Below are 25,659 nucleotides of genomic sequence, written 5' to 3' on the forward strand. Positions count from 1 at the left end.
CCCATGCAAACAGCTGATGCCTCGAGTTTGACCGCTTCCCTGCGCCGCCTGCCTGGCATGAGCCTGTTGGCCCTGGCGCTACTCGCAGCCCCCCTGGCCCAGGCCGCCGACAAGGTGGTGTTGTTGACCTCCTGGTACGCCCAGGCCGAACACGGTGGCTTCTACCAGGCCGTTGCCGAGGGCCTGTATGCCAAGCAAGGCCTGGACGTGACCATCAAGATGGGTGGCCCGCAAGTCAATGGCATGCAATTGCTGCTCAACAAGCAGGCCGACGTAATCGTCAGCTATGACCTGCAGGTGCTCAAGAGCCGCGAGCAGGACCTGCCGGTGGTGGCCATCGCCGCGCCGTTCCAAGGTGAGCCGCAAGGCTTGCTGACCCATGGCGATGTCACCAGCCTGGACGGGCTCAAGGGCAAGACCGTGCTGGTGTCCACCTCCGGGCAAAGCACCTGGTGGCCCTGGCTGAAAAAACGTTATGGCCTGACCGATGCCCAGGCGCGGCCCTACACCTTCAACCTGCAACCGTTCCTCAGTAACCCCGACGCCACCCAGCAGGCCTACGCCAGTTCCGAATTGTTCCAGGCGCTCAAGGCTGGCGATAAGCCGCACTTCTTTCTGTTCGCCGACGCCGGCTACCCGCCCTATGGCAGCACCCTGGTCACCCGCCAGGACGTGATCGAACAGCGCCCGGAGGTGCTCAAGCGCTTCGTCGACGCCACGATGCAGGGCTGGCGCGACTACCTGGCCAACCCGGCGCCCGGCAACGCGCTGATCAAGCAGGACAACCCGGCCATGAGCGACGACCTACTGGACTGGGGCGTGGCCAAGCTCAAGGAATACCACCTGGTGGACGGCGGCGATGCAGCAACCCAGGGCGTGGGCGTGATGACCGATGCGCGCTGGCAGGCCACCCGTGACTTCATGGTACAGGCAGGCTTGCTGAGTGCCGACGCCGATTGGCGCAAGGCCTACAGCACCCAATTCGTTCAGCCGGCGGCGCAGCCCGCCACTGCCAGCACCGCGCAGTAAGCCTGATAAAAAGAACCGAGGAGAAATCTTATGCTGGTCACCCAACAACCTGTATTGCGCCGTTTCTGGTACGCCCTGATGCCTGTTGCCACCCTGGAGGCGGGGCCGCAACCGTTCATGCTGCTGGGCGAGCGCCTGGTACTGTTCAATGGCAAGGAGGGCCCGGTGGCCCTGGCCGATCGCTGCTGCCACCGCACCGCGCAACTGTCCAAGGGCTGGGTGGAAAACGGCACCATCGTGTGCGGCTACCACGGCTGGCGCTATGACCAGAGCGGCGCTTGTGTGTGCATCCCGCAGCAGGCCGAAGGCGCGCCCATCCCCAGCGCCGCGCGCACCACGGCGTACCACTGCCAGGAAAAATACGGCTACGTGTGGGTATGCCTGGGCGACCCGCTGCAGCCGATCCCCACCTTTGAAGAGGACGGTGCCCCGGCCTACCGGCGCATCTTCCAGTTTTACGAAGAATGGAAGACCAGCCCGCTGCGCTTCATGGAGAACTCGTTCGACAACTCGCACTTTTCGTTCGTGCACAAGGCCAACTTCGGCATGCTCAGCCAGCCGCAACCGTCCAAGTACCACCTGCAGCAAACCGAGTGGGGCTTTGAAGCCGAAACCATCGTGCCGATCAACAACCCGGCGGCCGGCCACCGCGTGACCGGTACCGACACCCCGACCACTACTCGCCACCTGTTCAACCGTTGGCACCTGCCGTTCGTGCGGCGCTTTGGTTGCACCTACCCGGACAGCGGCGTGCACCACATCATCTACAACTGCGCCACGCCCATCGATGACAAACGTATCCAACTGGTGCAATGGTTGTATCGCAACGACGATGAAGCGGCGTGCAGCAGCGAGGAACTGATCGCCTGGGACGCGCCCATCACCCGTGAAGACCAGGAGATCCTGGAGGCCACCGACTACGACGCCTGTGTCGATACGCGCCGGCGCGTGGAGTTTCACATGGAGTCGGACAAGCCGGGGCTGATCATGCGCAAGATGCTCTTCGACCTGCTGCAGGCCCACGGCGAGGAAGAGATGTTCCGCCCTGCGGACATGCCGCTATGAACGCCGCCATCGACAGTCGCCAACTGATCGAGGCGCCGGTGCTGTTGGCCAACCAGGTGGAAAAGACCTACGGCAACGGCACCCAGGCCTTGCAACGGATGAAACTGAGCGTGGCGCGGGGTGAGTTCGTCTCGCTGCTCGGCCCCTCAGGCTGCGGCAAAAGTACTTTGCTGAAGATGTTCGCCGGGCTGGAGCAACCCTCGGCCGGCCATTTGCGCTGGTGGGGCAAGGGCCAGATCGAGCAGGCGGAAGTGGGCCGCAAGTTGGCCATGGTGTTTCAGGAAGCCACCCTGATGCCGTGGGCCAAGGTAGCGGATAACGTGCGCCTGCCGCTGGATCTGGCCGGCGTGCCCAAGGCAAGCAGCGTGCCGGCCGTGCAGGCGGCGTTGGAGTTGGTTGGCCTGGGGGCGTTTGCCCAGGCTTACCCGCGCGAGTTGTCGGGTGGCATGCAGATGCGCGCCTCCATCGCCCGCGCCCTGGCCATGCAACCCAATCTGCTGCTGATGGACGAGCCGTTCGGCGCCCTCGACGAGTTCACCCGCAACCGCCTGGACAGTGACCTGCGCCAGTTGTGGGCGCAACGCGACCTGACCGTGGTGTTCGTCACCCACAGTATCTACGAGGCGGTGTACCTGTCGTCGCGGGTGGTGGTGATGGGCGCGCGGCCGGGCAGGGTGTTAGCTGACGTGGCCATCGATGGGCCGGCGGTACGTGACGAAGCGTTTCGTACCTCGGCCGGTTTCATCCAGCAATGCGCGCATCTTTCCAGCCTGCTGGCCGAGGCCAATGGCGATTATTCGGGAGTGGCCCTATGACCCACGTGAAACCTTGGTTGCAGCGCCCAGCCGTGCAGCGCATCGTGGCCCCGCTTATAGTCGGCGCCGTGCTGCTGACTTTATGGCAACTGATCTGCGTGCTGGGCAAGGTCCCGGTGTACCTGGTACCCAGCCCACTGGCCATTGGCAAGACGCTGGTCAGTGATGGGCCGATGCTGTTGGGCGCGCTGTGGATGACCTTGAAAATCACCTTCCTGTCCTTCGCCCTGGCGGTGGTGCTGGGAGTGATCGCCGCCTTTGTGTTCGTGCAGAGCCGGTTGCTGGAGGCCAGCCTGTTCCCCTACGCGATACTGTTGCAGGTGACGCCGGTGGTGGCCATCGCGCCGCTGATCATTATCTGGTGCAGCAACACCACCTTGGCGTTGGTGATTTGCGCGACCCTGGTGGCGATCTTTCCGATTATCTCCAACACCGTGCTGGGCCTGCGCAGCGTCAACCCGGGCCTGCTCAACCTGTTCCAGCTCAACCGCGCCACGCGCTGGCAAACCCTGCTGCGCCTGCGCATTCCCAGTGCCTTGCCGTACTTTTTTGGCGGCCTGCGCATTGCCAGTGGGCTGGCGCTGATCGGCGCGGTGGTGGCCGAGTTCGTCGCCGGCACCGGCGGTACCGGCGCGGGGCTGGCCTATCAGATCCTGCAGGCCGGTTTTCAATTGAATATCCCCTTGCTGTTCGCAGCCTTGGTGCTGATCGCCTTGACTGGGGTGTTGCTGTTCAGCCTGATGGCCGCCCTGGCGCGGGTCAGCCTCAGCCACTGGCACGACAGCGAGCGGGGCTGACCCATGGAGACCGTGATGAACAACCTGCTGATCCGCAATGCCAGCGCCATCCTCACCGGGCGACGGGGCGCCGCCGCCCGGCACCCAGGCCCGGACATCCGCGTGCAAGGTGGGCGAATCGCCGCCATCGGCCACCTTCAGCCATTAGTTGGCGAGGCGCAGATCGATGCCCGCGATTGCGTGATATACCCAGCCTGGGTGAACACCCACCACCACCTGTTTCAATCCCTGCTCAAGGGTGAACCGCAAGGCCTGAACCAAAACCTCACGGCCTGGTTGGCGGCCACGCCTTATCGCTTTCGCGGTGCCTTCGACGAACAGAGTTTTCGCCTGGCTGCCCGTATTGGGTTGGTCGAGTTGCTGCGTTCGGGCTGTGCCACGGTGGCCGACCACCACTATCTGTATTACCCCGGCATGCCGTTCGACAGCGCGCAGATCCTGTTCGAGGAAGCTGAAAGTTTGGGGATGCGTTTTGTGCTGTGCCGCGGTGGCGCCACCCAGACCCGTCAATTGGAAGCCGAATTGCCCCAGGCCCTGCGCCCGGAAAAGCTGGATGACTACCTGGCCGATGTCGAACGTCTGGTGGCCCGCTACCACGACCCGGCCGCCGATGCGATGCGCCGGATCGTGATGGCGCCGACCACGGCACTGCATTCAACCAGCCCGGCCGAACTGCGCGAGACTGCCCGGGTGGCGCGCCAATTGGGCATTCGCCTGCACAGCCACTTGTCGGAAACCGTCGACTACCTGGACGCCGCTCGGGCCAAGTTCGGCATGACGCCGGTGCAGTTTTGCGCCGAGCATGACTGGCTGGGGCCGGACGTGTGGTTCGCCCACCTGGTCAAGCTGCTGCCCGAAGAAGTCCGCCAATTGGGCGACACCCGCACCGGCATCGCCCATTGCCCGCAAAGCAATGGCCGGCTGGGCAGCGGCATCGCCGACCTGTGTGCCCTGGAAGCCGCCGGGGTGCCGGTATCGATCGGTGTCGATGGCGCAGCGTCCAACGAGGCGGCCGACATGCAATCCGAAGCCCACGCCGCCTGGCTGTTGCAGCGGGCGCGCAAGGGCCAGTTGGCCGAGCCGCGCTATGCCGGTGGCCAGTTCGAAGGCGGCGCAGATGCCGCAACCATCGAGGACGTGCTGCGTTGGGGCACCGCTGGGGGTGCCCAAGTGCTGGGTTTCGAAGCGTTGGGCACACTGGCAGTGGGGCAACTGGCCGATATCGCGATCTACCGGCTGGATGACCCGCGTTACTTTGGCCTGCACGACATGGCCATCGGGCCGATTGCCTGCGGTGGCCGGGCCAGCTTGAAAGCGCTGTTGGTCGCAGGCCGTGCCGTGGTCGAGGACGACCGAGTGCCGGGCCTGGACATGGGCGAACTGGGCCGCCAGGCCAGTGCTGCAGTGATCGCCCTGCAGCAGCGCGCGGGAGTACGCCGATGAGCTGGGTAGAATTGAAAGTGCGCGGCTTGCGTGAAGAGGCCGACGGTATCCTGGGCATTGAACTGGCTCCTTTGGCGGGCACGCTGCCGTTTACCTGGCAGGCCGGGGCCCATGTCGACGTACAGGTCGAAGGCGGCCAAGTGCGCCAGTACTCGCTGATCAATCGGCCGGAGGAGGGCTGCGTGCGCCTGGCGGTCAAGCACGCGGCGGATTCGCGTGGCGGTTCGCGTTGGCTGCACCGCCAAGTGCGGCTAGGCGATCGGCTCAAGGTGGGCACGCCACGCAATGTGTTCCCCCTCAAGGCCGGGACGGGTGAAGTGGTGCTGGTGGCAGCGGGCATCGGCATCACGCCGTTGTTGGCGATGTACCGCGAGTGTCAGCGGCAATCGCGCCCGGTGCGCCTGTGGTACTTCGTCCGTGAGGCGGCGCAGTGGGCGTTTGTCGAACAGTGGCGCAATGATGCGGCGGTCAGCCTGATAAGCGGTTTGCCTTCATCGGCCGTGATCGACCGCTTGCGCGGCGAGCTGCCGGCTTGGCAAACCGACGCCCAGCTCTACACGTGCGGCCCCGAAGGGTTCATGGCGGCGGTGCTGGGCCTGGCGGGCGAGCGGGGTTGGCCGGCCGAGGCCTTGCATCAGGAGCATTTTCAGGCACCCAAAGCTGCCAGTGATCCGTTGCCGGCAGGGCAGCAACTGGTGCTGGCGCGCAGTGGCAAGACGGTCGAGTTGCGCGCCGGGGAAAGCCTGGTCGCGGCGGCCGAACGGGTGGGGGTGAGCATCGCCACCTCGTGCGGCATGGGCATGTGCGGCGCTTGCATGACCCCGGTGCTGGGCGGTGACATCGAGCACCGCGATCAGTACCTGAGCGAAGCCGAACAGGGCAGTGGGCAATGGATCATGCCCTGTGTGTCTGCCTGCCGTCGCGGCACATTGACCCTGGACCTCTGAGCTTTGCTATCCTTGGCGTCTTTGGCAGGCGCCAGGATAGGCGCCGCCGGCTGACCGAGCGGATACCTTTATGACTGCCAAGCCCCCTGCACGCCCGTTGCTGCTGTCCCGGGCTGACCACAAGACCCTGGGCCTCGCGGCCTTGGGCGGTGCGCTGGAAATCTACGATTTCATCATTTTCGTATTTTTCGCCCTCACTCTAAGCCAGCTGTTCTTCCCGCCGCAGATGCCCGAATGGCTGCGCCTGCTGCAAAGCTTCGGGATTTTCGTCACCGGCTACCTGGCGCGGCCGTTGGGCGGCATTCTGATGGCGCATTTTGCCGACCACCTGGGGCGCAAGAAGGTGTTCAGCCTGAGCATCCTGATGATGGCCCTGCCGTGCCTGCTGATCGGGGTGATGCCCACCTACGCCGACATCGGTTATTTCGCCCCGTTGATCCTGCTGGCGCTGCGCATCCTGCAAGGCGCCGCCGTGGGCGGCGAAGTACCCAGCGCCTGGGTGTTCGTGGCCGAGCATGCGCCGGTGCGGCGGCGCGGCTACGCCTTGGGCTTTCTGCAGGCGGGGCTCACCTTCGGCTATCTGATTGGCGCACTGACCGCCACGGCCCTGGCCCAACTGTTTACCCCCCAGGAAATTCTCGACTACGCCTGGCGCCTGCCGTTTCTGGCTCGGTGGCGTGTTCGGCGTGATCGGCGTGTGGCTGCGCCGCTGGCTCAGCGAAACCCCGGTGTTTTTAGCGCTGCGCGAACGCCGCGAGGCGGTGGTGGAAATGCCGCTCAAGGCGGTGTTGCGTGACCACCGTGCGGCCCTGCTGCCCGCGGCCATATTGACCTGCGTGCTGACTTCGGCGGTGGTGGTGCTGGTGGTCATTACCCCGACGGTGATGCAGCAACGCTTTGGCATGAGCGCCAGCCACACCTTCGCCCTGAGCAGCCTGGGCATCGTCTTCCTGAACATCGGCTGCGTGCTGGCCGGCTTGCTGGTGGACCGCATCGGTGCCTGGCGCGCGCTGATGTTCTACAGCCTGTTGCTACCGCTGGGGATCGGCGCGCTGTACGCCAGCCTGATTGGCGGCTGGGGCGTGCCGGGCATCGGTTATGCCTTGGCCGGCTTGAGCTGCGGCGTGGTGGGGGTGGTGCCGTCGGTGATGGTCGGTCTGTTCCCGGCGCGGATTCGCGTGTCGGGCATTTCGTTCACCTACAACATCGCCTATGCCCTGTGGGCCAGCGTCACCCCATTGGCGTTGATCGCCCTGATGCCGTGGAGCCCGTGGGTGTGCGTGGGCTTCTGCGCAATCATGGGTACCGTGGGGCTGGTGACTGCGCTGGTATTCAATGCGCGCAAAGTGTTGGTGGGGGATGGCGTGACAGTGGGCTAAGCCTGTCGCTTGGCAAAAGAACCGGCCCAGCGCCGGTTTTTTTATGGCGGCCATAAACCCGTGTAGGAACGGTTTCATCCGCGAAAAGGACACTGCGGTGTGCCAGGCAAGCGGCGGCGGCTGCTTGGCGGATAAATCCGCTTGAACCCAGGGATAAATCCCACTATATGAAACTGATAATTATATATTGAGATTTTACTGCGCTCAGGTTTATAGTTTCCCCATCAGCTCTACGCCCTCACTCTCAAAAAACAATTCAGGTGAAGCGATGCAGGCGCAACTTATCGCGCTCGATTGGGGGACCACTTCCCTTCGAGCTTATCTACTCGGCCACGCTGGCCGGGTCCTGGACCAGCGCTCGCTGAGCCTGGGCATCATGCAACTGCCTACCGAACCGCGCACCCTGGCCGGGCAAACGTGCAGCAACGGCTTTGAGCTGGCATTCGATGAAGCTTGCGGCGATTGGCTGCGGGCGCAACCCGGGTTGCCGGTGATTGCCTGCGGCATGGTCGGCAGCGCCCAAGGCTGGCGCGAGGCGCCGTATTGCCCGACGCCTGCCCGGGTGTCGGACTTGGGCGCGAGCCTGCAGCTCATCGAGAGCATCAGCGGCGCGGTCATTCACGTGGTGCCCGGGGTGGTCCAGCATTCGCGGCTGCCCAACGTGATGCGCGGCGAAGAAACCCAAGTGCTCGGCCTGATGCAGAACCTGCCGCTGGATACCCGCCCAGACACCTTGCTGATCGGCCTGCCCGGCAGCCATTCGAAATGGGTGAGGGTGGTCGACGGCTGCATCCAGCACTTCGATACCTTCATGACCGGCGAGGTGTACGCCGCCCTGTGTGCCCACACCATCCTGGGCCGCACCCAACAGCGCGGCTTGCCGTTCGATGGGCGGGCCTTTGATCGTGGCGTGCAGGTGGCCTTGTCCAGCGAAGGCGACATCGGCCTGCTGTCGACCCTGTTCAGTGCCCGCACCCTGGGCCTGACCGGCCAGCTCAGCGGCGCCGAACAGCCGGACTATCTCTCGGGCCTGATGATTGGCCACGAATTGCGCGCGTTGGCGCACACCAGCCAAGCGCCCTTGCCACAGGTCATCCTGATCGGTAATGACCAGCTGTGTGGTCGCTACAGCCGTGCATTGGGGGCGTGTGGCTTTACCCAGGTGTCGTTGGCCGACCAGGCCACCGAACGCGGATTATGGAGCCTGGCCCTGGCGGCCGGGCTCGTTGCTCAACTGCCAGAAGAGGTTTGACATGCTCAAGCAAGCGCTCGCGCAAAACGGCCTGATCGCCATCCTTCGCGGCTTGGTGCCGTCCGAGGCGGCGGCCATCGGCGAGGTGTTGTACGCCGCAGGTTTTCGGGTGATCGAGGTACCGCTCAACTCGCCGCAGCCCTACGACAGCATTCGCATCCTGCGTGACACCTTGCCCGCTGATTGCCTGATCGGTGCTGGCACGGTGCTCACCCCCGAGCAGGTCGCGCAGGTAAAAGCGGCGGGCGGCCAATTGATCGTGATGCCCCACAGCGACGCCAAGGTGCTGCGCGCGGCCAAGGCTGCCGGGTTGTACCTGTCGCCTGGCGTGGTCACGCCCACCGAGGCTTTCGCGGCACTGGAGGAGGGCGCCGACTCGCTCAAGCTGTTCCCCGCCGAAATGCTCAACCCTGGCGTGGTCAAGGCCTTGCTGGCCGTGTTGCCCAAGGGCACGGCGTTGATCCCGGTGGGCGGCATTACGCCAGACAACATGCAGCCATTCGTTGACGCCGGGGTGAAGGGTTTCGGCCTGGGCTCAGGCCTGTTCAAACCGGGCATGAGCGCGGCGGACGTTGCCGAGCGGGCCAAGGCCTACGTGGCTGCCTGGACCCGCCTTCACTGATTGAGCGAATTTTCGCAGCCCCGTGGGGCGCAACATCGACAAGAGAGACAAACGATGAAAATCACCAAACTGACCACCTTTATCGTGCCGCCGCGCTGGTGCTTCCTGAAAGTCGAAACCGACGAGGGCGTGACCGGCTGGGGCGAGCCCGTGGTCGAAGGCCGCGCCCACACGGTGGCGGCAGCGGTAGAAGAGTTGGCTGACTACCTGATAGGCAAAGACCCACGCAATATCGAAGACATCTGGACTGTGCTGTACCGCGGCGGTTTCTACCGTGGCGGCGCCATCCACATGAGCGCGCTGGCCGGTATCGACCAGGCGCTGTGGGACATCAAGGGCAAGGCTTTGGGCGTGTCGGTCAGCGACCTGCTGGGCGGCCAGGTACGTGACCGCATCCGCGTGTATTCGTGGATTGGCGGCGACCGCCCGGCCGACACCGCCCGCGCGGCGAAGGACGCCGTGGAACGTGGCTTTAGCGCGGTGAAAATGAACGGCACCGAAGAACTGCAATTCATCGACACCTTTGACAAGGTCGAGCTGTGCCTGGCCAACGTCGCCGCCGTGCGCGACGCCGTGGGGCCCAACGTCGGCATCGGCGTGGACTTCCATGGCCGCGTGCACAAACCCATGGCCAAGGTGCTGATGAAGGAGCTGGACCCCTACAAACTGATGTTCATCGAAGAGCCGGTACTCAGCGAAAACTACGAAGCCCTGAAGGAACTGGCACCGCTGACCAGCACGCCGATTGCCCTGGGCGAGCGGTTGTTCTCGCGCTGGGACTTCAAGCGCGTGTTGGCCGAGGGTTACGTCGACATCATCCAGCCCGATGCATCCCATGCCGGGGGTATCACCGAAACCCGCAAGATTGCCAACATGGCCGAAGCCTACGACGTGGCACTGGCGCTGCATTGCCCGCTGGGCCCGATCGCCCTGGCCGCCTGCCTGCAGCTGGACGCGGTGTGCTACAACGCCTTTATCCAGGAGCAAAGCCTGGGTATCCACTACAACGAAAGCAACGATTTGCTGGACTACGTCAAACACCCCGAGGTGTTCGACTACGACAAGGGCTTCGTCAAGATCCCCAACGGCCCGGGCCTGGGCATCGAGATCAACGAAGAGTACGTGATAGAGCGTGCGGCCATCGGCCACCGCTGGCGCAACCCGATCTGGCGCCACGCCGACGGCAGCTTTGCCGAGTGGTGACAGAGCGCTGAGCTGCCTACCGCTGTAGGAGCGGACTGATCCGCGAAAAGATCGCCTCGGTATTTCAGGTGCACGGCGGGGTCTTTTTCGCGAATTAATCCGCTCCTACAGAAAGGGCGGCGGCACTGGTTTCAACTGTCCTCATACAACGATAAAAAGAGGCCTCCCATGCAATCTCCTGCCATCGCGGGCGCCGCGTCGTTGGCGACGCCCAGCCGCAAGCGTTTCTTCATCATGGTGCTGCTGTTCATCACCGTGGTGATCAATTACCTGGACCGCAGCAACCTGTCCATCGCCGCCCCTGCCCTGACCAGCGATCTGGGCATTGATCCGGTGCACGTCGGCCTGGTGTTCTCGGCCTTCGGCTGGACCTACGCCGCCATGCAGATCCCCGGCGGCTGGCTGGTGGACCGCGTGCCACCGCGCATTCTCTACAGCGTCGCCCTGGCGCTGTGGTCAGTGGCAACGATCATGCTGGGCTTCGTTGGCAGCTTCGTCGCGCTGTTCGTGTTGCGCATGGCCGTTGGCGCGCTGGAGGCGCCGGCCTACCCGATCAACAGCCGCGTGGTCACCACCTGGTTCCCGGAGCGTGAACGGGCCACGGCCATCGGCTTCTACACGTCCGGGCAGTTCGTCGGGCTGGCGTTCCTGACCCCCGTGCTGGCCTGGCTGCAGCATGAGTTTGGTTGGCACATGGTGTTCGTCAGCACCGGTGTGGTCGGTGTGGTCTGGGCCTTGGTGTGGTACGCGGTGTATCGCGAACCACGTGATTTCAAGGGTGCCAACGCGGCGGAAATCGACCTTATCCAGCAGGGTGGCGGGCTGGTCGACATGCAGTCGGCCGCTAAAACGGCCAAGCCTGGTTTCAGTTGGACGGACCTGGGCATCGTGTTGAGCAAACGCAAGCTGTGGGGCATCTACCTGGGCCAGTACTGCCTGAACTCCACCCTGTGGTTTTTCCTGACGTGGTTCCCCACCTACCTGGTGAAGTACCGGGGCATGGACTTCATCAAGTCCGGCTTGTTGGCGTCGCTGCCGTTTCTGGCGGCCTTCGTGGGCGTGCTGTGTTCGGGCTTTTTCTCTGACTGGCTGATCCGTCGCGGCTACAGCGTGGGCCTGGCGCGCAAGCTGCCGATCATTGGTGGCCTGCTCATTTCCACCTGCATCATCGGCGCCAATTACGTGGACTCTACCGCGCTGGTGATCGCTTGCCTGGCCGTGGCGTTTTTCGGCAATGGCCTGGCTTCGATCACCTGGTCGCTGGTGTCCACCCTGGCCCCGGCCCGCCTATTGGGCCTGACGGGCGGGGTGTTCAACTTCATCGGCAACCTGTCGGCGATCACCACGCCGATTGCCATTGGCTTTCTGGCGACCGGTGATTCGTTTGCCCCGGCCATCACCTATATCGCTTTGATGGCATTGATCGGCGCGCTGTCCTACATCCTGTTGGTGGGTAAAGTGCAGCGCATCGAGCTGTAAGCGACTGGCACCACGAGAGGCAGGCGAACATAATGCGCCTGCCTTTTCATATGCACACACGACACAGGGTTTGCCATGCAGGATGAAGTCACCCCGCCGGCCAAAGACGCCGCGCCCACTGGTACCCAAACCTTGCTGCGTGGCCTGGCCGTGATCCACGCGGTGGCGGCCGGCGCCCGCGACCTGAAGGCCATCGCCCAGCAGATTGGCACCACCCGCAGCACCACCCACCGCCTGGCCAGCGCCCTGGTGGAGGAACGCTACCTGCGGGTACTGCCCCAGGTCGGTTATCTACTGGGCCCCAAGCTGATTGAGCTGGGGTTTCAGGCACGCGAGGAAGTGCCCCTGGTGATGCTGGCCACACCGTGGCTGGACGAGTTGTCGCGCCTGACCGGCGACACCATCCACTTGGGCGTGCGCGACGGTGACGAGGTGCTCTACCTGCACAAGAACCCTGGCCGCAATGGCCCGGAGATGCGCTCACGGGTGGGCCACCGCATGCCATTGGCCCGCACCGGCATTGGCAAGGCCCTGTTGCTGGATGCCACGCCGCAAGAGTGGCAACGCCTGTACCAGATCAGCTTGCCGGCGGCCGGTCACAACCCATTGTGGCCTAACCACCCGGAGCAAAGTTGGGAGCAGGTGTTCGCGCGCATGCAGACGTACGTAGCGGGGGGGTATTCCTTTGATCTGGAGGATAACGAACCGTCGATCCGCTGTGTCGCCGCCCCGATTCGCGATGCCAGCCGGCAGATCATCGCCGCGATCAGCATTGCCAGCACCGTGCCGTACATGCCTTTGGAAAAAATGCAGCAGTTGATCCCGCTGGCGCAGAAAGCGGCGGCGGGGATCTCCGCAGAGTTGGGCGGTAAAGCCTGACACGCTCGTGTGGAGCATCGCTGGCAAGCCATGCTCCCACACGGTGTGGCAGTGTTAGCGGATAAAGGCCGCCACGTCGCTGTTCAGCTTGTTGATCGCGGCCTTGAAGTCGTTGGTCGTGATGCTCTGGCTGGCGTTTTCCAGCGTGGTGCCCAGCACCTTGCGCACCACCTTGGCCACGGTTTGGTTATTGCTTGCATCGATCAGTTCGGCTTCGATGTACAGCGCCGTTTCCTGATCACGATGGCCGCTGGCGGCAGACACGCCACCAATCACGGCGGCCACGGGGATCACCTCATACCACTTCATGCCCTCGTTGGACGCGCTGACGCCGGTGATCGCTGCGCGCAGCACCAGGGTTTTGGCGCCCGCCGGGGCGGAGTTCACGTCAGGTACCACGCGGTATTTTTGCCCCAGCGTGGCTTTGCCGTTGCGGGTCATGTAGCTCTGTAGCTCGTCCAGCGTGTTGCGGTTGACCCGCTCATCGGGGCGCGGTGCCGGGTACAACTCAAGTTGCTTGAACGCGATGGTGTCGTAGGCATTCGGGTTCCACGACGGGCTGACCCAACGCATGGCCTTCTCGCCGCTGGGCGTGGTCACTTCCTGCAGGTTGTTGTAGTTGGGCAGGAAGCCGGAGTAGCGGTCTTTTTCCGTGACTTGCGAGGTACAGCCAACCAGCAACAGGCCGGTCAGTGCGGCGCCAATGAGTAATTGACTGGGCAGTTTCATGCGCGAGTGCTCCCTGTTTCTCGGTGTGATTACGAGTGGTAGAGAGAGCGTAGGGGGCAATCGGGAAATAGCCAGCGGCGCTGAATACACGGCGCAAGGTAGGGCCGCTTTGCGCTCCCGTCGCAGCCTTGGGCAGCGAGGACGGGAGCACAGCGCCAGCGTCGCTTACATATTCGGGTAAGTCGGCCCGCCCGAGCCTTCCGGGGCTACCCAGGTGATGTTCTGCGAAGGGTCCTTGATGTCACAGGTCTTGCAGTGCACGCAGTTCTGGGCGTTGATCTGGAAGCGTTTTTCGCCGTCTTCCTTGGTGACCACCTCGTACACGCCGGCTGGGCAGTAGCGTTGCGCCGGCTCGTCGTAGAGCGGCAGGTTGGTGCCGATCGGGATGCTCGGGTCGGTGAGCTTGAGGTGGCAGGGCTGTTCTTCTTCGTGGTTGGTGCTGGAGAGGAACACCGAGCTCAGCTTGTCGAAGCTCAGCTTGCCGTCGGGTTTGGGGTAGTCGATCTTCTTCGAGTCGGCCGCCAGCTTCATGCAGGCGTAGTCCGGCTTGGTGTCGTGCAGGGTGAAGGGCAGCTTGCCGCCGAAAATGTTCTGGTCCATCCAGTTGAAGCCAGCACCGATGATAGGGCCGAACTTGTGCATGGCCGGGCCGAAATTGCGGCTGGCGAACAGCTCCTCGTACAGCCAACTGGCCTTGAACGCGTCCACGTAGCCAGTCAGCAGGTCGCCGCCTTGTGCGTCTGCGAACAGCTTGTCGGCCACCGCGTCGGCGGCCAGCATGCCCGACTTCATGGCGGTGTGGCTGCCCTTGATCTTGGCCACGTTCATGGTGCCCAGGTCACAGCCGATCAGTGCGCCGCCATTGAAGATCATTTTGGGCAGCGAGTTCAAGCCGCCCTTGGCCAGGGCACGGGCGCCGTAGCTGATGCGCTTGCCGCCTTCCAGGTACTGGCTGAGCACCGGGTGGTGCTTGAGGCGCTGAAACTCATCAAAGGGGGACAGATAAGCATTGCTGTAGGACAGGTCGACGATCAAGCCGACTACCACCTGGTTGTTTTCCAAGTGATAGAGGAACGAACCCCCGGTGTTCTCGGTGCTCATGATGTCCAGCGGCCAGCCAGCGGTGTGCACAACCAGGCCGGGTTTGTGTTTGGTTGGGTCGATTTCCCAGATTTCTTTTAGGCCAATGCCGTAGTGCTGTACATCGGCGTCGCTGTCCAGGTTGAAGCGTTTGATCAACTGCTTGCCGATATGCCCGCGGCAGCCTTCGGCGAACAGCGTGTACTTGCCGCGCAGTTCCATGCCGGGGGTGTAAACGCCGTCTTTTGGGTGGCCTTCGCGGTCCACGCCCATGTCGCCGGTGACGATGCCGCGCACGGCGCCGTTCTCATCGATCAATGCCTCTTGGGCGGCGAAGCCTGGGTAGATCTCTACGCCCAGGTTCTCGGCCTGTTGCGCCAGCCAACGGCACAGGTTGCCCAAGGAGATAATGTAGTTGCCTTCGTTGTGCATGGTCTTGGGCACAAACAGGTCAGGCACCTTGGTGGCACTGTCGGCGCTGCGCAGTACGTAGATGTCGTCGCCCGTGACCGGGGTATTGAGCGGTGCGCCCAATTCTTTCCAGTCCGGGAACAGTTCGTTCAAGGCACGCGGTTCGAACACCGCACCGGACAGGATGTGAGCGCCGACCTCGGAGCCTTTTTCTACCACGCAAACGCTGATTTCCTTACCGGCTTCGGCGGCTTTCTGCTTAAGGCGGCAGGCAGCGGACAGGCCAGCGGGGCCTGCCCCGACAATGACCACGTCGAATTCCATGTATTCGCGTTCCACAGGTTATCTCCTACTCAAGGCTCACAGTTCTTATCGGATAGGGCGTTGCGGTTGTTGCCTGCCGGCACCGGCGCTGTAGCGCGGGCGCAAACGGACTACACGGCAATCTCGTTGGTGGCGCATTATATCTACACCAGGCCGGGGGTCCAATACAAACGTTTGTTTGAATTTGCTCCAGCCCAGTAAAATCAAAGTCGCGAAGGGCATGACTGGCCGGTTTCGCGTATTGACCGGCTAAGTCGATGCGGTCAAGATACGGTCGGTTTTGCGTTTGCCGTAGGCTGACCTTCGGCTGCAAGCGCATCTCTAAAAACCCGCCGCAGGCCCGTAATGGCTGCCTTGCCCTTGTGTAGCGTCGTCGTGTAGTGAAGTTTACACGTCGCGACAGCGAAAAACTTGTGCGTTTTTGTCGCGCAAGCCACTGAATTCATGGGCAATGGCTAAACAAACACGGCTTGCGAACGTTTTTTAAAGGTGCCTTTGCGCCCACTGAGCAATCGCCTGGCCTGCCTGGGCGACATTCTTTTCACCGGAGAGTAACGAGGAATCCATGAAGGTTCTTGTAGCTGTCAAACGAGTGGTCGACTATAACGTCAAGGTCCGTGTCAAAGCGGACAACTCCGGCGTCGATCTTGCCAACGTCAAGATGTCGATGAACCCCTTCTGCGAAATCGCCGTGGAAGAAGCCGTTCGCCTGAAAGAGAAAGGCGTGGCGACCGAAATCGTCGTCGTCACCATTGGCCCGAGCACTGCCCAGGAACAACTGCGCACCGCCCTGGCCCTGGGTGCCGACCGTGCCATCCTGGTTGAAAGCGCCGAAGACCTGACCTCCCTGGCCGTGGCCAAGCTGCTCAAGGCCGTTGTCGACAAGGAACAGCCTCAGTTGGTGATCCTGGGCAAACAGGCCATCGACAGCGACAACAACCAGACCGGCCAGATGCTGGCTGCGCTGACCGGTTACGGCCAGGGCACCTTCGCCTCCAAAGTCGAAATCTCGGGTGACTCGGTTGCCGTGACCCGTGAAATCGACGGCGGTGCACAAACCGTTTCGCTGAAACTGCCAGCGGTGGTCACCACTGACCTGCGTCTGAATGAGCCTCGTTATGCCTCGCTGCCTAACATCATGAAGGCCAAGAAGAAACCGCTGGAAACCGTGACCCCAGAAGCCCTGGGCGTTTCCACCGCCTCCACCAACAAGACCGTCAAGGTTGAAGCCCCGGCTGCCCGCAGCGCTGGCATCAAGGTCAAGTCGGTTGCAGAACTGGTCGAGAAACTGAAAAACGAAGCGAAGGTAATCTAAATGACTATCCTGGTTATCGCTGAACACGAGAAGGGCGCCATCGCACCGGCTACCCTGAACACCGTGGCGGCTGCCACCAAAATCGGTGGCGATGTGCACGTGCTGGTCGCAGGCCAAGGTGTTGGCGCTGTTGCCGAGGCCGCTGCCAAGATCACTGGCGTGGCTAAAGTGCTGGTGGCCGACAACGCTGCCTACGCCCACTTCCTGCCGGAAAACGTCGCGCCGCTGGTGGCCGAGCTTGCCGCCAACTACAGCCACGTACTGGCCCCGGCCACTTCCAACGGCAAAAACGTGCTGCCGCGCGTTGCAGCCCAATTGGACGTTGACCAGATCTCCGAGATCATCTCGGTGGAATCGGCTGACACCTTCAAGCGCCCGATCTATGCCGGTAACGCCATTGCCACCGTGCAATCGACCGCCGCCATCAAGGTCATCACCGTGCGCGCCACCGGCTTTGATCCGGTTGCCGCCGAAGGTGGCAGTGCCTCGGTTGAAGCCGTGGGTGCCGCTCACGACGCCGGTAAGTCGGCCTTCGTTTCCGAAGAGCTGGCCAAGTCCGATCGCCCGGAACTGACTGCCGCCAAGATCGTCGTTTCCGGCGGCCGTGGTATGCAGAACGGTGACAACTTCAAGCACCTGTACGCCCTGGCCGACAAGCTGGGCGCAGCCGTGGGCGCATCGCGCGCCGCGGTCGACGCAGGCTTCGTGCCCAACGACATGCAGGTCGGCCAGACCGGCAAGATCGTTGCGCCACAGCTGTACATCGCGGTCGGTATCTCCGGCGCGATCCAGCACTTGGCCGGCATGAAAGACTCCAAAGTGATCGTTGCGATCAACAAGGACGAAGAAGCGCCGATCTTCCAGGTGGCGGACTACGGCCTGGTCGCTGACCTGTTCGAAGCCGTGCCGGAGCTGGAGAAGCTGGTTTAATCCAGCCGCTTCACTTATAAAGAGCCCGGTCGTGCCGGCTGCCTTTCAGGTAGCCTGGCCCGGCCGGGTTTTTTATTGCCGTTCATTTTGTATAAGGAAGTCTGCATGGGGTGGCCAGGACGATGGGGCACATTCATGGCATTGGGCGTGGCCTTGGTGCCGAGCCTGGCGCTGGCGGTGGGCAAGTGCGAGCGCGTGGTGGCCACTGGCAGCCCGGACGCACCGCCTTACTTGTGGCGTGACCCGGCAGACCCGCGCCACCTGATCGGTGCCAGCGCCGACCTATTGGCGCAGGTGGCCGCAGAGCTTGGCTTGAAAGTCGAGGTGCTATACGCCGGCAAACGCTCCCAGGCCATGGATGAGGTGCGCAGCGGGCGCATGGACCTGCTGGTGGATGCGCCCATGGCGCTGGACGATCTGGACAGCCTGGATTTCATCCACCCGCCGCTGGTGCTCAATGACTACCTGGTGTGGACCCAGCAAGGTTCGGCGCTGGTCTACAACACTGTCGGCGACTTGCACGGCCATTTGGGTGCGGTCTCTGCCCGTGCACGGCTGACGGCTTCGTTCGAAAGCTTTGCCCAGGAAAACCTCAGCCTGGCCCACACCGAAAACCTCACCCAGGCGTTCCAGCAGTTGATGCTGGGCCAGGTCGAGTACGTGGTGGCCGGGCGTTATGCCGGGCTGGCCATGGCTCAGACCCTAGGCTTGGGCAAAGATCTGGTTGCCCATGAGACACCGCTCGACCGCCCGGGCCTGTACGTGGCCCTGTCACACAATTCAGCCTGCAATGACCCGTGGTTGCGCGGACAGCTGGCGAAAAAAATGACAGAATTGCCGGCCTCCGCACAGGCGCAAGTGATCGTGCAGCGCAATGTCGAACGCTGGAAGGCACAAATGCAGCAACCGCCTGGTGCCCCAAAACAGTAGGAATAGCGTGTGAGAATTCAACCTTTATTCGTCGCGGTGGCCGTGTTGGCCCTGGCCGGCTGCGCCAACGATCCGGCGCCCACCCAACAGCTGCGCCTCACCGAGCAGGCCGTCGATCAGGCCAAGGCCGTGGGCGCCACCGATGAAGTGCCGTCCATGAAACTGGCCAACGATAAGCTGGCCACGGCCCTGGCCGATGCCGGCAACCAGTCCAACCGCGCCGCGCGCATGCAGGCCGAGCAGGCCGAGTTGGATGCGCGGCTGGCCGAGGCGCAAGTGCTGACCCAAAAAAGCAAGGAACAACAAAGCGTGCTCGACGCCCGTATCGTACGTCTGCGCAAGCAGTTGGGGGGCGTGCAGTGAGCCTGAAATCTTCGATTGGCAGCGGCCTGGTCGTCCTGGGTTGCGCGGGGCTGTTCGGTTGCGCCGGCCAACAGCCGGGGGATGTCACCCTGCAACAGGCCAGCGCCAGCTTTCAAAAGGTCAAGGATGACGCCAACGTGCTGCGCAGCGCGCCGCGCGATGTGATCCGCGCCGGTGAGTCGCTGGCCCGTGCCGAGCGCTTGTCCAACTACTGGGGTTCGCGTGACGACGTGGCGCACTACGCCTACCTCAGCCAGCGTTACAGCGACATCGCCCGCGAGCACAGCGAGTTGGCCTTGAGCCAGGAGCGTATCGCCAAGCAGGAACTGGAGCGCCAGCGCCTGCAGTTGGCCTTGCGTGAGTCCAAGCTTGCCAGCGTGCAGGCGCAGGGCAAGTGGCTGGAAGAGCAATTCGTGAGCATGGCCACCACCGAGACCGATCGCGGCCTGGTGCTGACCTTGGGTGACGTGCTGTTTGACACCGGCGAAGCCGACCTGGCGCCGTCGGCCAACCGCATGGTCCTCAAGCTGGTGCAGTTCCTGCAATTGAACCCCAAGCGCCTGGTGCGCATCGAGGGTTACACCGACAACACCGGCGACAAGGACTTCAACCTGCAACTGTCCCGCGACCGTGCACAGTCGGTGGCCGATACCCTGGTTGACCTGGGCATCGACGACAAGCGCATCAAGGTCGAGGGTTACGGCGACCAGTATCCGGTCGAGGCCAATGCCTCGGAGCGGGGCAGGGCGCTGAACCGTCGGGTGGAAATCGTGTTCTCCGACGAAAAAGGCGTGCTCGGCGCCGCGCGCTAACCGCCAACCCGGTAGGAGCGGATTCATCCGCGAAGCATCCAGCGCGGTCGGGTCTGTCTGAACCACCGAGGCGTGCTTTTCGCGGATGCTCCTACAGATGAGCGGGCGGTGGACGCTTCTTGCGAACTGTCCCCGTACAGTTCTAGACTGTATCGGTTGCCTGCCTCACAAGAATAACGCGCCACGCGAACCGAGAGCCGCCATGACCAACCTTTTGCTGTACCAACGCATCGCCCAGCAACTGGCCGAGGATATCCGCCGCGGTGTCTATCAGCCGGGGGAGCGGGTGCCCTCGGTGCGCAAGATGAGTTCGCAGCTCAACGTCAGCCATGCCACGGTGTTGCAGGCGTATGCCAACCTCGAGGATCAGGGCCTGATTCGTGCGCGGCCGCAGTCCGGGTACTACGTGCACCAGACGCCTGCGCTGACCGCGCCCACCCCGGACATCGCCCGGGTCGAGCGGCCGGGGTTGGTCACGCGCAGCAGCATCATCCAGCAAGTCCTCGACGAATCCCGCCGCGATGGTGTGTTCGCCCTGGGCGCTGCGGTACCGCATGTCGATTACCTGCCGGTGCGAGCGCTGCACCAGCAGATCGCCAAGGTCACGCGATTCCAAAGCCCGCGGGCGTTCAGCTATATGTTCAGCCCGGGTTTCGAGCCGCTGCGCCGGCAAGTCGCCATCCGCATGCGCGATGCCGGCGTGGTGGTCGACCCCTCCGAGGTGGTGATCACCCACGGCTGCGTCGACGCCCTGCAGATGTCGTTGCGGGTGCTGACCCGGCCCGGTGACCTGATTGCCGCGGAGTCGCCCACCTATTACGGTTTGCTGCAACTGGCCGACCTGCTGGGCCTGAAGGTAATCGAGATACCCAGCGACCCCTCCACCGGCGTGAGCGTCGAGGCATTGCAACTGGCTGCCAACCAATGGCCAATCAAGGCGATGGTGCTGACCTCGCGCCTGAGCAACCCGCTGGGCGGTACCATGCCTGAAGAGCGCATGAAGCAGTTGCTGCGCCTGGCCGCCGACTTCGATATCCAGATCGTGGAAGACGATATCTATGGCGAACTGATGTTCGAGCAGGGTAAAAGCAAGGCTTTGAAGGCCTATGACCGCCTGGGCCAGGTGATCTATTGCTCCAGCTTCTCCAAAACCTTGTCGCCGGGCGTGCGCATCGGCTGGATGATCGCCGGCAAGTACCAGGCCGACATCCAGCGGCTGCAAACTTTCAGCACCCACTCGGCGTGCAGCGTGACGCAGATGGGTATTGCCAGTTACCTGGAAAATGGCGGTTACGATCGCCACCTGCGCTACATCCGACATGAATATCGGAAAAATCTCAGCGCCTATCAACTGGCCGTGCAGCAATACTTTCCGGAAGGCACGCAGATGACCCGGCCCACCGGTGGGTTCATCCTGTGGGTCAGCCTGCCGGGCCGGGTCAATACCCAAGAGCTGCATGTGCGGGCGCTGGAACAAGGTATCAGTATTGCGCCTGGGCTGATTTTCAGTAACACCGAGCAGTTCAACCACTGCATCCGCCTGAACTGCGGCATCCCCTGGAACAAGGAGGCCGAGCGGGCCCTGATGACCCTGGGCATGCTCTCCAGCCAGCTGTGCCAAGAGGTGGCGGCGGGCGGTTTTCACTAGCGGGCTGACGATTTAAGCGTTTAGCCCTTGTCAGGGCCGGCGCTAACGGGGAGCATATGGCCATATTGATGCCATTGCCTGCCTTGTCTATGAATGCCTTGCGTAGTGTCTGCCTGCTGTTCTGTGTCGGCCTTGCCGCTGCCGTTGCCCCTGTTCAGTGGGCTGCGGCGACCGAGTCGCACCCATCGCCTGTGTCTATCACTGCCAAGCCTGCAGTGAAAAAGCCTGTGCAAACGGTCAAGAAGCCGGTGGCGAAGAAGAAGGCCGCAGCCACCAAGACCAAGGCACGCAAGAAATCGGATGCGATCGCTACGCCAGTGCCCAAGGCCAAGCTTGACCTGCGGCTGCCCAAGGCCATGGTCGACGACCTGCAGCCTGCGAAAAAAACCGAGGCCCAGGCTGCCGCTAAGCCATTGCTGCCGGCGATGTTTGGTGAAAAAGCCCCGGATGACGGTAATTTTCAACTTAACGGTCGCCTGTTGAGCAACGAGATGAAGCTTAACCTGCGCAACGAAGCCCACCAGGAAGTCGACGGCGCGGCGCTGGAGTTTCAGTTCAAGCAATAGCCCTGCAAAGCATGTGGCGGGTAAATTCTGTTGCGGGCAATTTCAAACAGCCGTTTAACCGGTTACTATCAGGCTTCATCCAGACACTGCCTGCTCGAGGATTTTGCTCGTCATGAACTGCCGTGAAGGCTGCGGCGCCTGCTGCATAGCCCCCTCTATCTCATCGCCCTTGCCCGGCATGCCCGAAGGCAAGCCGGCCGGGGTGCGCTGTTTCAACCTTAATGCGGCCAACCTGTGCGCCATTTTCGGCCAGCCAGATCGCCCTGCGGTGTGCGCGGCTTTCCAGGCAGACGCAGAGGTGTGCGGGGGCAGCCAGGAGGAGGCTATTCGCCTGATCGGCTGGTGGGAGCAGATGACTTCGGCGGCCTGAAGGGCAGGGCGGGTGTCCGGTGATTCGATCTACACAATAAGGAAAAGACAATGGGATCGCTGCATCGCTTGGCTGTGGTATGTGGACTGACTGCCCTGGTGGCAACGGCGGCGCACGCCGAAAACTGGCAAACCGCCAAGGATGAGGACGGCATCAAGGTGTCCCTGAGCGAGGTGGCCGGTTCCGATTACAAGGCCTATCGCGGCGAAACCGTGATCAAGGCGCCCGTCGCGAAATTGCGCGCATTGCAGGAAGACGTGGCCGGTGCCTGCGCCTGGATTCATGAGTGCAAATCGCAGAAGTTGTTGAAGACCGAGGGTGATCACAGCTGGACCTACACCCAATTCAACACGCCGTTCCCCGTAACAGCTCGTGATTCGGTGCTGGAAATCACAACTGTACAGGGCGCGGACGGGTCATTGACCCGAAATTTGAAGGGTGTACCGACCTATATTCCGGAAGAAAAGGGCTTTGTGCGGGTCGCCCAAGTGCAAGGTTTCTGGAAATTCGTGCCCAAGGACGCCAACACCACCGAAGTGACTTACCAGGTGCATACCGAGCCTGGTGGAAGTGTGCCGTCGTGGTTGGCCAACAAGTTCGTGGTGGAAGCGCCGTTCAATACTTTGAAGGCCCTAAAGGAGCGCGCGGAAAAGTAACTGTATAGTTACTTTAGCTGAATCGTTTCTTCTACGTAATTGATGGGGCGGATTCATCCGCGAAAATATCGACTCGGTATCACGGTGATACGCAGTTGTTCTTTTCCGGTATAAATCCGCTCCTACCGAATAGAATTGTTTGTGATTAAAACTGCTTTCTACAAACTGTATCGGTAATAAAAAAAGGCTGCCCGAGGGCAGCCTTTTTTTGCGTTGGGCCAGTGGCTTACTTGCGGTCTTCCAGTTTGCTGACGTCGCGTTGCTCATAGCCGGTGTACAGTTGGCGCGGGCGGCCGATCTTGTACGGGCTGGAAAGCATTTCCTTCCAGTGCGAGATCCAGCCCACGGTACGTGCCAGGGCGAAAATCACGGTGAACATGCTGGTTGGAATACCGATCGCCTTGAGGATGATCCCCGAGTAGAAATCGACGTTCGGGTACAGCGAGCGTTCGATGAAGTACGGGTCGGTCAGGGCGATTTCTTCCAGGCGCATCGCCAGTTCCAGCTGTGGATCGTTCTTGATCCCCAGTTCCTTGAGTACTTCGTCGCAGGTCTGCTTCATGACCGTGGCGCGCGGGTCGCGGTTTTTATACACGCGGTGGCCGAAGCCCATCAGCTTGAACGGGTCGTTCTTGTCCTTGGCCTTGGCGATGAACTTGTCGATGTTGGACACATCGCCAATTTCATCGAGCATGGTCAGCACGGCTTCGTTCGCACCGCCGTGGGCAGGGCCCCACAGCGCGGCGATGCCGGCGGCGATACAGGCGAACGGGTTGGCACCCGAAGAGCCTGCCAGGCGCACGGTAGACGTCGAGGCGTTCTGTTCGTGGTCGGCGTGCAGGATGAAAATGCGGTCCATGGCCTTGGCCAGGATCGGGCTGATCGGCTTGATCTCGCACGGGGTGTTGAACATCATGTGCAGGAAGTTTTCCGCGTACGACAGGTCGTTGCGCGGGTACATCATGGGCTGGCCCATGGAGTACTTGTAAACCATCGCTGCCAGGGTTGGCATCTTGGCAACCAGGCGCACGGCGGAGATCTCGCGGTGCTGAGGGTTGTTGATGTCCAGGGAGTCGTGGTAGAACGCCGACAGGGCGCCCACTACGCCGCACATCACGGCCATCGGGTGTGCGTCACGGCGGAAGCCGTTGAAGAAGGTTTTCAGCTGTTCGTGAACCATGGTGTGGTTCTTGACGTTGCTGACGAACAGGGCCTTCTGCTCTGCCGTCGGCAGTTCGCCGTTGAGCAGCAGGTAGCAGGTTTCCAGGTAGTCCGATTGCTCGGCAAGCTGTTCGATCGGGTAGCCGCGATGCAGCAGGATGCCGTTATCGCCGTCGATGTAGGTAATCTTCGACTCGCAAGAGGCGGTCGACATGAACCCAGGGTCGAAAGTGAAGCGGCCCGTGGCCGTGAGGCCCCTTACATCGATAACATCGGGACCAACGGTGCCGGTTAAAATGGGCAGCTCGACGGGGGCTGCGCCCTCGATGATCAACTGCGCTTTTTTGTCAGCCATGTGGCCTCCTATTAATGCTTGAAATCATCAGACAGACCCCCCACGCAGGGCCCGCACCACTATAGTGAGATAAATTCTAAAGTCAATTTGCTTAAAGTCGGTGTTTACACGGCTTGGGCGAGTAGTTTTCCGCGACATTCCCTGCCATTTACGCCTTTTATCCGGGTTGCGCAATGCGCTATTTGGGGTAGGCCTTTGCGTTGTCATTAGTATCCTAACTGTCTATACTCGGCAGCCGACCGTCAGGGGCTTTTTTGCCCGTTCTAATGGCGTCGTCACTCCCTGGGTGGTGGGTACCTGACCAGTACACTTCCCGACAACTTGCCCTGCTTGCTAGGGGCTCTTCAGTGTGAAAAAAAGCCGTGAATAGCCAACGACCTGTAAACCTAGACCTAAGGACCATCAAACTCCCAGTCACCGCTTACACGTCCATTCTCCATCGTATTTCCGGTGTCATCCTGTTCCTGGGCATCGCCATCATGCTTTATGCATTGGGCAAATCCCTGGGTTCCGAGGAAGGCTTCGGCGAGGTGAAGGCGTGTTTGACCAGCCCGCTGGCCAAATTTGTGACTTGGGCATTGCTGTCCGCCCTGCTGTACCACCTGGTGGCCGGCTTGCGCCATCTGATCATGGATGCGGGCATCGGTGAGACGCTGGAAGGCGGCAAACTGGGCTCCAAAATCGTTATCGCCGTATCCGTGGTGGTAATCGTTCTGGCAGGAGTTTGGATATGGTAACCAACGTAACGAACCTCTCGCGTTCGGGCCTCTATGACTGGATGGCGCAACGTGTGTCTGCGGTCGTGCTGGCGGCTTATTTTCTGTTCCTGATCGGGTACCTGATCGCCCACCCTGGCATCGATTACGCCACGTGGCACGGCCTGTACTCCTCCAATGCCATGCGCATCTTCAGCCTGCTGGCCCTGGTTGCCCTGGGCGCTCACGCCTGGGTCGGCATGTGGACCATCGCCACTGACTACCTGACGCCGATGGCGCTGGGCAAGTCGGCGACGGCAGTGCGTTTCCTGTTCCAGGCCGTATGTGGTATCGCGATGTTCGCGTACTTCGCCTGGGGTGTGCAGATTCTTTGGGGTATCTGA

At 62.1% G+C, this 25,659-nt stretch carries 25 protein-coding genes and 1 pseudogene; 23 read left to right on the forward strand and 3 right to left on the reverse strand.

Features of this window, described 5'->3' with window-relative positions:
- The first annotated feature begins 3 nt into the window (after positions 1-3).
- The 12 genes and pseudogenes from L9B60_RS19820 to L9B60_RS19875 all read left to right on the forward strand — a co-directional run bounded on the left by L9B60_RS19820 (position 4) and on the right by L9B60_RS19875 (position 12,910).
- Positions 4-1,029, forward strand: a complete 1,026-nt coding sequence (locus tag L9B60_RS19820; protein WP_249672433.1) for an ABC transporter substrate-binding protein — start codon at positions 4-6, stop codon at positions 1,027-1,029.
- 30 nt (positions 1,030-1,059) lie between these two features.
- Positions 1,060-2,094 carry an aromatic ring-hydroxylating dioxygenase subunit alpha gene (locus L9B60_RS19825; protein WP_249672434.1) on the forward strand — a complete coding sequence of 345 codons (1,035 nt, stop codon included), beginning with the start codon at positions 1,060-1,062 and terminating at the stop codon, positions 2,092-2,094.
- The gene (locus L9B60_RS19830) at positions 2,091-2,909 is read left to right on the forward strand and encodes an ABC transporter ATP-binding protein (protein ID WP_249672435.1); all 819 of its coding nucleotides are present in this window, start codon (positions 2,091-2,093) and stop codon (positions 2,907-2,909) included. Before L9B60_RS19825 ends, L9B60_RS19830 begins: the two co-directional genes overlap by 4 nt.
- Positions 2,910-2,977: 68 nt before the next feature.
- Complete coding sequence (locus L9B60_RS19835; RefSeq protein WP_349631965.1) at positions 2,978-3,706, forward strand: ABC transporter permease; 729 nt, start codon at positions 2,978-2,980, stop codon at positions 3,704-3,706.
- 15 nt (positions 3,707-3,721) lie between these two features.
- Positions 3,722-5,149, forward strand: a complete 1,428-nt coding sequence (locus tag L9B60_RS19840) for an amidohydrolase family protein (protein ID WP_249672437.1) — start codon at positions 3,722-3,724, stop codon at positions 5,147-5,149.
- Positions 5,146-6,096, forward strand: a complete 951-nt coding sequence (locus L9B60_RS19845; RefSeq protein WP_249672438.1) for a PDR/VanB family oxidoreductase — start codon at positions 5,146-5,148, stop codon at positions 6,094-6,096. Before L9B60_RS19840 ends, L9B60_RS19845 begins: the two co-directional genes overlap by 4 nt.
- 70 nt (positions 6,097-6,166) lie before the next feature.
- A pseudogene (locus L9B60_RS19850) lies at positions 6,167-7,475 on the forward strand (MFS transporter).
- Positions 7,476-7,743: 268 nt separating this feature from the next.
- On the forward strand, positions 7,744-8,727 hold the full coding sequence (locus L9B60_RS19855; protein WP_249672439.1) for a 2-dehydro-3-deoxygalactonokinase: 984 nt from the start codon (positions 7,744-7,746) through the stop codon (positions 8,725-8,727).
- Position 8,728: 1 nt separating this feature from the next.
- Positions 8,729-9,349 (forward strand): 2-dehydro-3-deoxy-6-phosphogalactonate aldolase, encoded by a 621-nt coding sequence (locus L9B60_RS19860; RefSeq protein WP_249672440.1) that lies wholly within the window; start codon positions 8,729-8,731, stop codon positions 9,347-9,349.
- 54 nt (positions 9,350-9,403) lie between these two features.
- Positions 9,404-10,552, forward strand: a complete 1,149-nt coding sequence (gene dgoD / locus L9B60_RS19865) for a galactonate dehydratase (protein ID WP_249672441.1) — start codon at positions 9,404-9,406, stop codon at positions 10,550-10,552.
- Between the two features lie 168 nt (positions 10,553-10,720).
- Positions 10,721-12,031 (forward strand): MFS transporter, encoded by a 1,311-nt coding sequence (locus L9B60_RS19870; RefSeq protein WP_249672442.1) that lies wholly within the window; start codon positions 10,721-10,723, stop codon positions 12,029-12,031.
- A 75-nt stretch (positions 12,032-12,106) separates the two neighbouring features.
- A complete protein-coding gene (locus tag L9B60_RS19875; protein ID WP_249672443.1) occupies positions 12,107-12,910 on the forward strand; it encodes an IclR family transcriptional regulator in 804 nt (267 codons plus the stop codon).
- 54 nt (positions 12,911-12,964) lie between these two features.
- Here L9B60_RS19875 and L9B60_RS19880 read toward each other — a convergent pair whose 3' ends face one another.
- Together L9B60_RS19880 and L9B60_RS19885 are read right to left on the reverse strand one after the other, a co-directional pair.
- The gene (locus L9B60_RS19880) at positions 12,965-13,639 is read right to left on the reverse strand and encodes a DUF3313 domain-containing protein (RefSeq protein ID WP_249672444.1); all 675 of its coding nucleotides are present in this window, start codon (positions 13,637-13,639) and stop codon (positions 12,965-12,967) included.
- Positions 13,640-13,804: 165 nt separating this feature from the next.
- Positions 13,805-15,469, reverse strand: coding sequence for an electron transfer flavoprotein-ubiquinone oxidoreductase (locus tag L9B60_RS19885; RefSeq protein ID WP_249672445.1), 1,665 nt, complete (start codon positions 15,467-15,469; stop codon positions 13,805-13,807).
- Positions 15,470-16,019: 550 nt separating this feature from the next.
- Here L9B60_RS19885 and L9B60_RS19890 point away from each other — a divergent pair.
- The 9 genes from L9B60_RS19890 to L9B60_RS19930 all read left to right on the forward strand — a co-directional run bounded on the left by L9B60_RS19890 (position 16,020) and on the right by L9B60_RS19930 (position 23,044).
- Entirely contained in the window at positions 16,020-16,769 is a 750-nt protein-coding gene (locus L9B60_RS19890) for an electron transfer flavoprotein subunit beta/FixA family protein (RefSeq protein WP_249672446.1), read from the forward strand.
- Positions 16,770-17,699, forward strand: coding sequence for an electron transfer flavoprotein subunit alpha/FixB family protein (locus L9B60_RS19895; RefSeq protein ID WP_249672447.1), 930 nt, complete (start codon positions 16,770-16,772; stop codon positions 17,697-17,699). It abuts the gene before it with no gap.
- Positions 17,700-17,804: 105 nt separating this feature from the next.
- Positions 17,805-18,629 carry a substrate-binding periplasmic protein gene (locus tag L9B60_RS19900; RefSeq protein WP_249672448.1) on the forward strand — a complete coding sequence of 275 codons (825 nt, stop codon included), beginning with the start codon at positions 17,805-17,807 and terminating at the stop codon, positions 18,627-18,629.
- Between the two features lie 9 nt (positions 18,630-18,638).
- Positions 18,639-18,992 (forward strand): DUF4398 domain-containing protein, encoded by a 354-nt coding sequence (locus L9B60_RS19905; RefSeq protein WP_249672449.1) that lies wholly within the window; start codon positions 18,639-18,641, stop codon positions 18,990-18,992.
- Entirely contained in the window at positions 18,989-19,804 is an 816-nt protein-coding gene (locus tag L9B60_RS19910; RefSeq protein WP_249672450.1) for an OmpA family protein, read from the forward strand. Before L9B60_RS19905 ends, L9B60_RS19910 begins: the two co-directional genes overlap by 4 nt.
- 202 nt (positions 19,805-20,006) lie before the next feature.
- Positions 20,007-21,452, forward strand: a complete 1,446-nt coding sequence (locus tag L9B60_RS19915; RefSeq protein WP_249672451.1) for an aminotransferase-like domain-containing protein — start codon at positions 20,007-20,009, stop codon at positions 21,450-21,452.
- Positions 21,453-21,508: 56 nt separating this feature from the next.
- Positions 21,509-22,018 carry a translation initiation factor 2 gene (locus L9B60_RS19920; protein ID WP_249672452.1) on the forward strand — a complete coding sequence of 170 codons (510 nt, stop codon included), beginning with the start codon at positions 21,509-21,511 and terminating at the stop codon, positions 22,016-22,018.
- A 112-nt stretch (positions 22,019-22,130) separates the two neighbouring features.
- A complete protein-coding gene (locus tag L9B60_RS19925; protein WP_249672453.1) occupies positions 22,131-22,388 on the forward strand; it encodes a YkgJ family cysteine cluster protein in 258 nt (85 codons plus the stop codon).
- A gap of 50 nt (positions 22,389-22,438) precedes the next feature.
- Positions 22,439-23,044 (forward strand): START domain-containing protein, encoded by a 606-nt coding sequence (locus L9B60_RS19930; protein WP_249672454.1) that lies wholly within the window; start codon positions 22,439-22,441, stop codon positions 23,042-23,044.
- A 226-nt stretch (positions 23,045-23,270) separates the two neighbouring features.
- On the opposite strand, the gene gltA is transcribed toward L9B60_RS19930, so the two are convergent.
- Entirely contained in the window at positions 23,271-24,560 is a 1,290-nt protein-coding gene (gene gltA / locus L9B60_RS19935; protein WP_249672455.1) for a citrate synthase, read from the reverse strand.
- 362 nt (positions 24,561-24,922) lie between these two features.
- On the opposite strand from gltA, the gene sdhC reads away from it, so the two are divergent.
- Entirely contained in the window at positions 24,923-25,297 is a 375-nt protein-coding gene (sdhC, locus tag L9B60_RS19940; protein WP_249672456.1) for a succinate dehydrogenase, cytochrome b556 subunit, read from the forward strand.
- Complete coding sequence (gene sdhD / locus L9B60_RS19945; protein WP_249672457.1) at positions 25,291-25,659, forward strand: succinate dehydrogenase, hydrophobic membrane anchor protein; 369 nt, start codon at positions 25,291-25,293, stop codon at positions 25,657-25,659. Before sdhC ends, sdhD begins: the two co-directional genes overlap by 7 nt.

The sequence above is a fragment of the Pseudomonas abieticivorans genome (assembly GCF_023509015.1).
Lineage (GTDB): Bacteria > Pseudomonadota > Gammaproteobacteria > Pseudomonadales > Pseudomonadaceae > Aquipseudomonas > Aquipseudomonas abieticivorans.

Coding starts and splice junctions, on each gene's coding strand:
- L9B60_RS19820 (WP_249672433.1), top strand. CDS start 4: ATGCAAACAGCTGATGCCTCGAGTTTGACCGCTTCCCTGCGCCGCCTG.
- L9B60_RS19825 (WP_249672434.1), top strand. CDS start 1,060: ATGCTGGTCACCCAACAACCTGTATTGCGCCGTTTCTGGTACGCCCTG.
- L9B60_RS19830 (WP_249672435.1), top strand. CDS start 2,091: ATGAACGCCGCCATCGACAGTCGCCAACTGATCGAGGCGCCGGTGCTG.
- L9B60_RS19840 (WP_249672437.1), top strand. CDS start 3,722: ATGAACAACCTGCTGATCCGCAATGCCAGCGCCATCCTCACCGGGCGA.
- L9B60_RS19845 (WP_249672438.1), top strand. CDS start 5,146: ATGAGCTGGGTAGAATTGAAAGTGCGCGGCTTGCGTGAAGAGGCCGAC.
- L9B60_RS19855 (WP_249672439.1), top strand. CDS start 7,744: ATGCAGGCGCAACTTATCGCGCTCGATTGGGGGACCACTTCCCTTCGA.
- L9B60_RS19860 (WP_249672440.1), top strand. CDS start 8,729: ATGCTCAAGCAAGCGCTCGCGCAAAACGGCCTGATCGCCATCCTTCGC.
- dgoD (WP_249672441.1), top strand. CDS start 9,404: ATGAAAATCACCAAACTGACCACCTTTATCGTGCCGCCGCGCTGGTGC.
- L9B60_RS19870 (WP_249672442.1), top strand. CDS start 10,721: ATGCAATCTCCTGCCATCGCGGGCGCCGCGTCGTTGGCGACGCCCAGC.
- L9B60_RS19875 (WP_249672443.1), top strand. CDS start 12,107: ATGCAGGATGAAGTCACCCCGCCGGCCAAAGACGCCGCGCCCACTGGT.
- L9B60_RS19880 (WP_249672444.1), bottom strand. CDS start 13,639: ATGAAACTGCCCAGTCAATTACTCATTGGCGCCGCACTGACCGGCCTG.
- L9B60_RS19890 (WP_249672446.1), top strand. CDS start 16,020: ATGAAGGTTCTTGTAGCTGTCAAACGAGTGGTCGACTATAACGTCAAG.
- L9B60_RS19895 (WP_249672447.1), top strand. CDS start 16,770: ATGACTATCCTGGTTATCGCTGAACACGAGAAGGGCGCCATCGCACCG.
- L9B60_RS19900 (WP_249672448.1), top strand. CDS start 17,805: ATGGGGTGGCCAGGACGATGGGGCACATTCATGGCATTGGGCGTGGCC.
- L9B60_RS19915 (WP_249672451.1), top strand. CDS start 20,007: ATGACCAACCTTTTGCTGTACCAACGCATCGCCCAGCAACTGGCCGAG.
- L9B60_RS19920 (WP_249672452.1), top strand. CDS start 21,509: ATGGCCATATTGATGCCATTGCCTGCCTTGTCTATGAATGCCTTGCGT.
- L9B60_RS19925 (WP_249672453.1), top strand. CDS start 22,131: ATGAACTGCCGTGAAGGCTGCGGCGCCTGCTGCATAGCCCCCTCTATC.
- L9B60_RS19930 (WP_249672454.1), top strand. CDS start 22,439: ATGGGATCGCTGCATCGCTTGGCTGTGGTATGTGGACTGACTGCCCTG.
- gltA (WP_249672455.1), bottom strand. CDS start 24,560: ATGGCTGACAAAAAAGCGCAGTTGATCATCGAGGGCGCAGCCCCCGTC.
- sdhD (WP_249672457.1), top strand. CDS start 25,291: ATGGTAACCAACGTAACGAACCTCTCGCGTTCGGGCCTCTATGACTGG.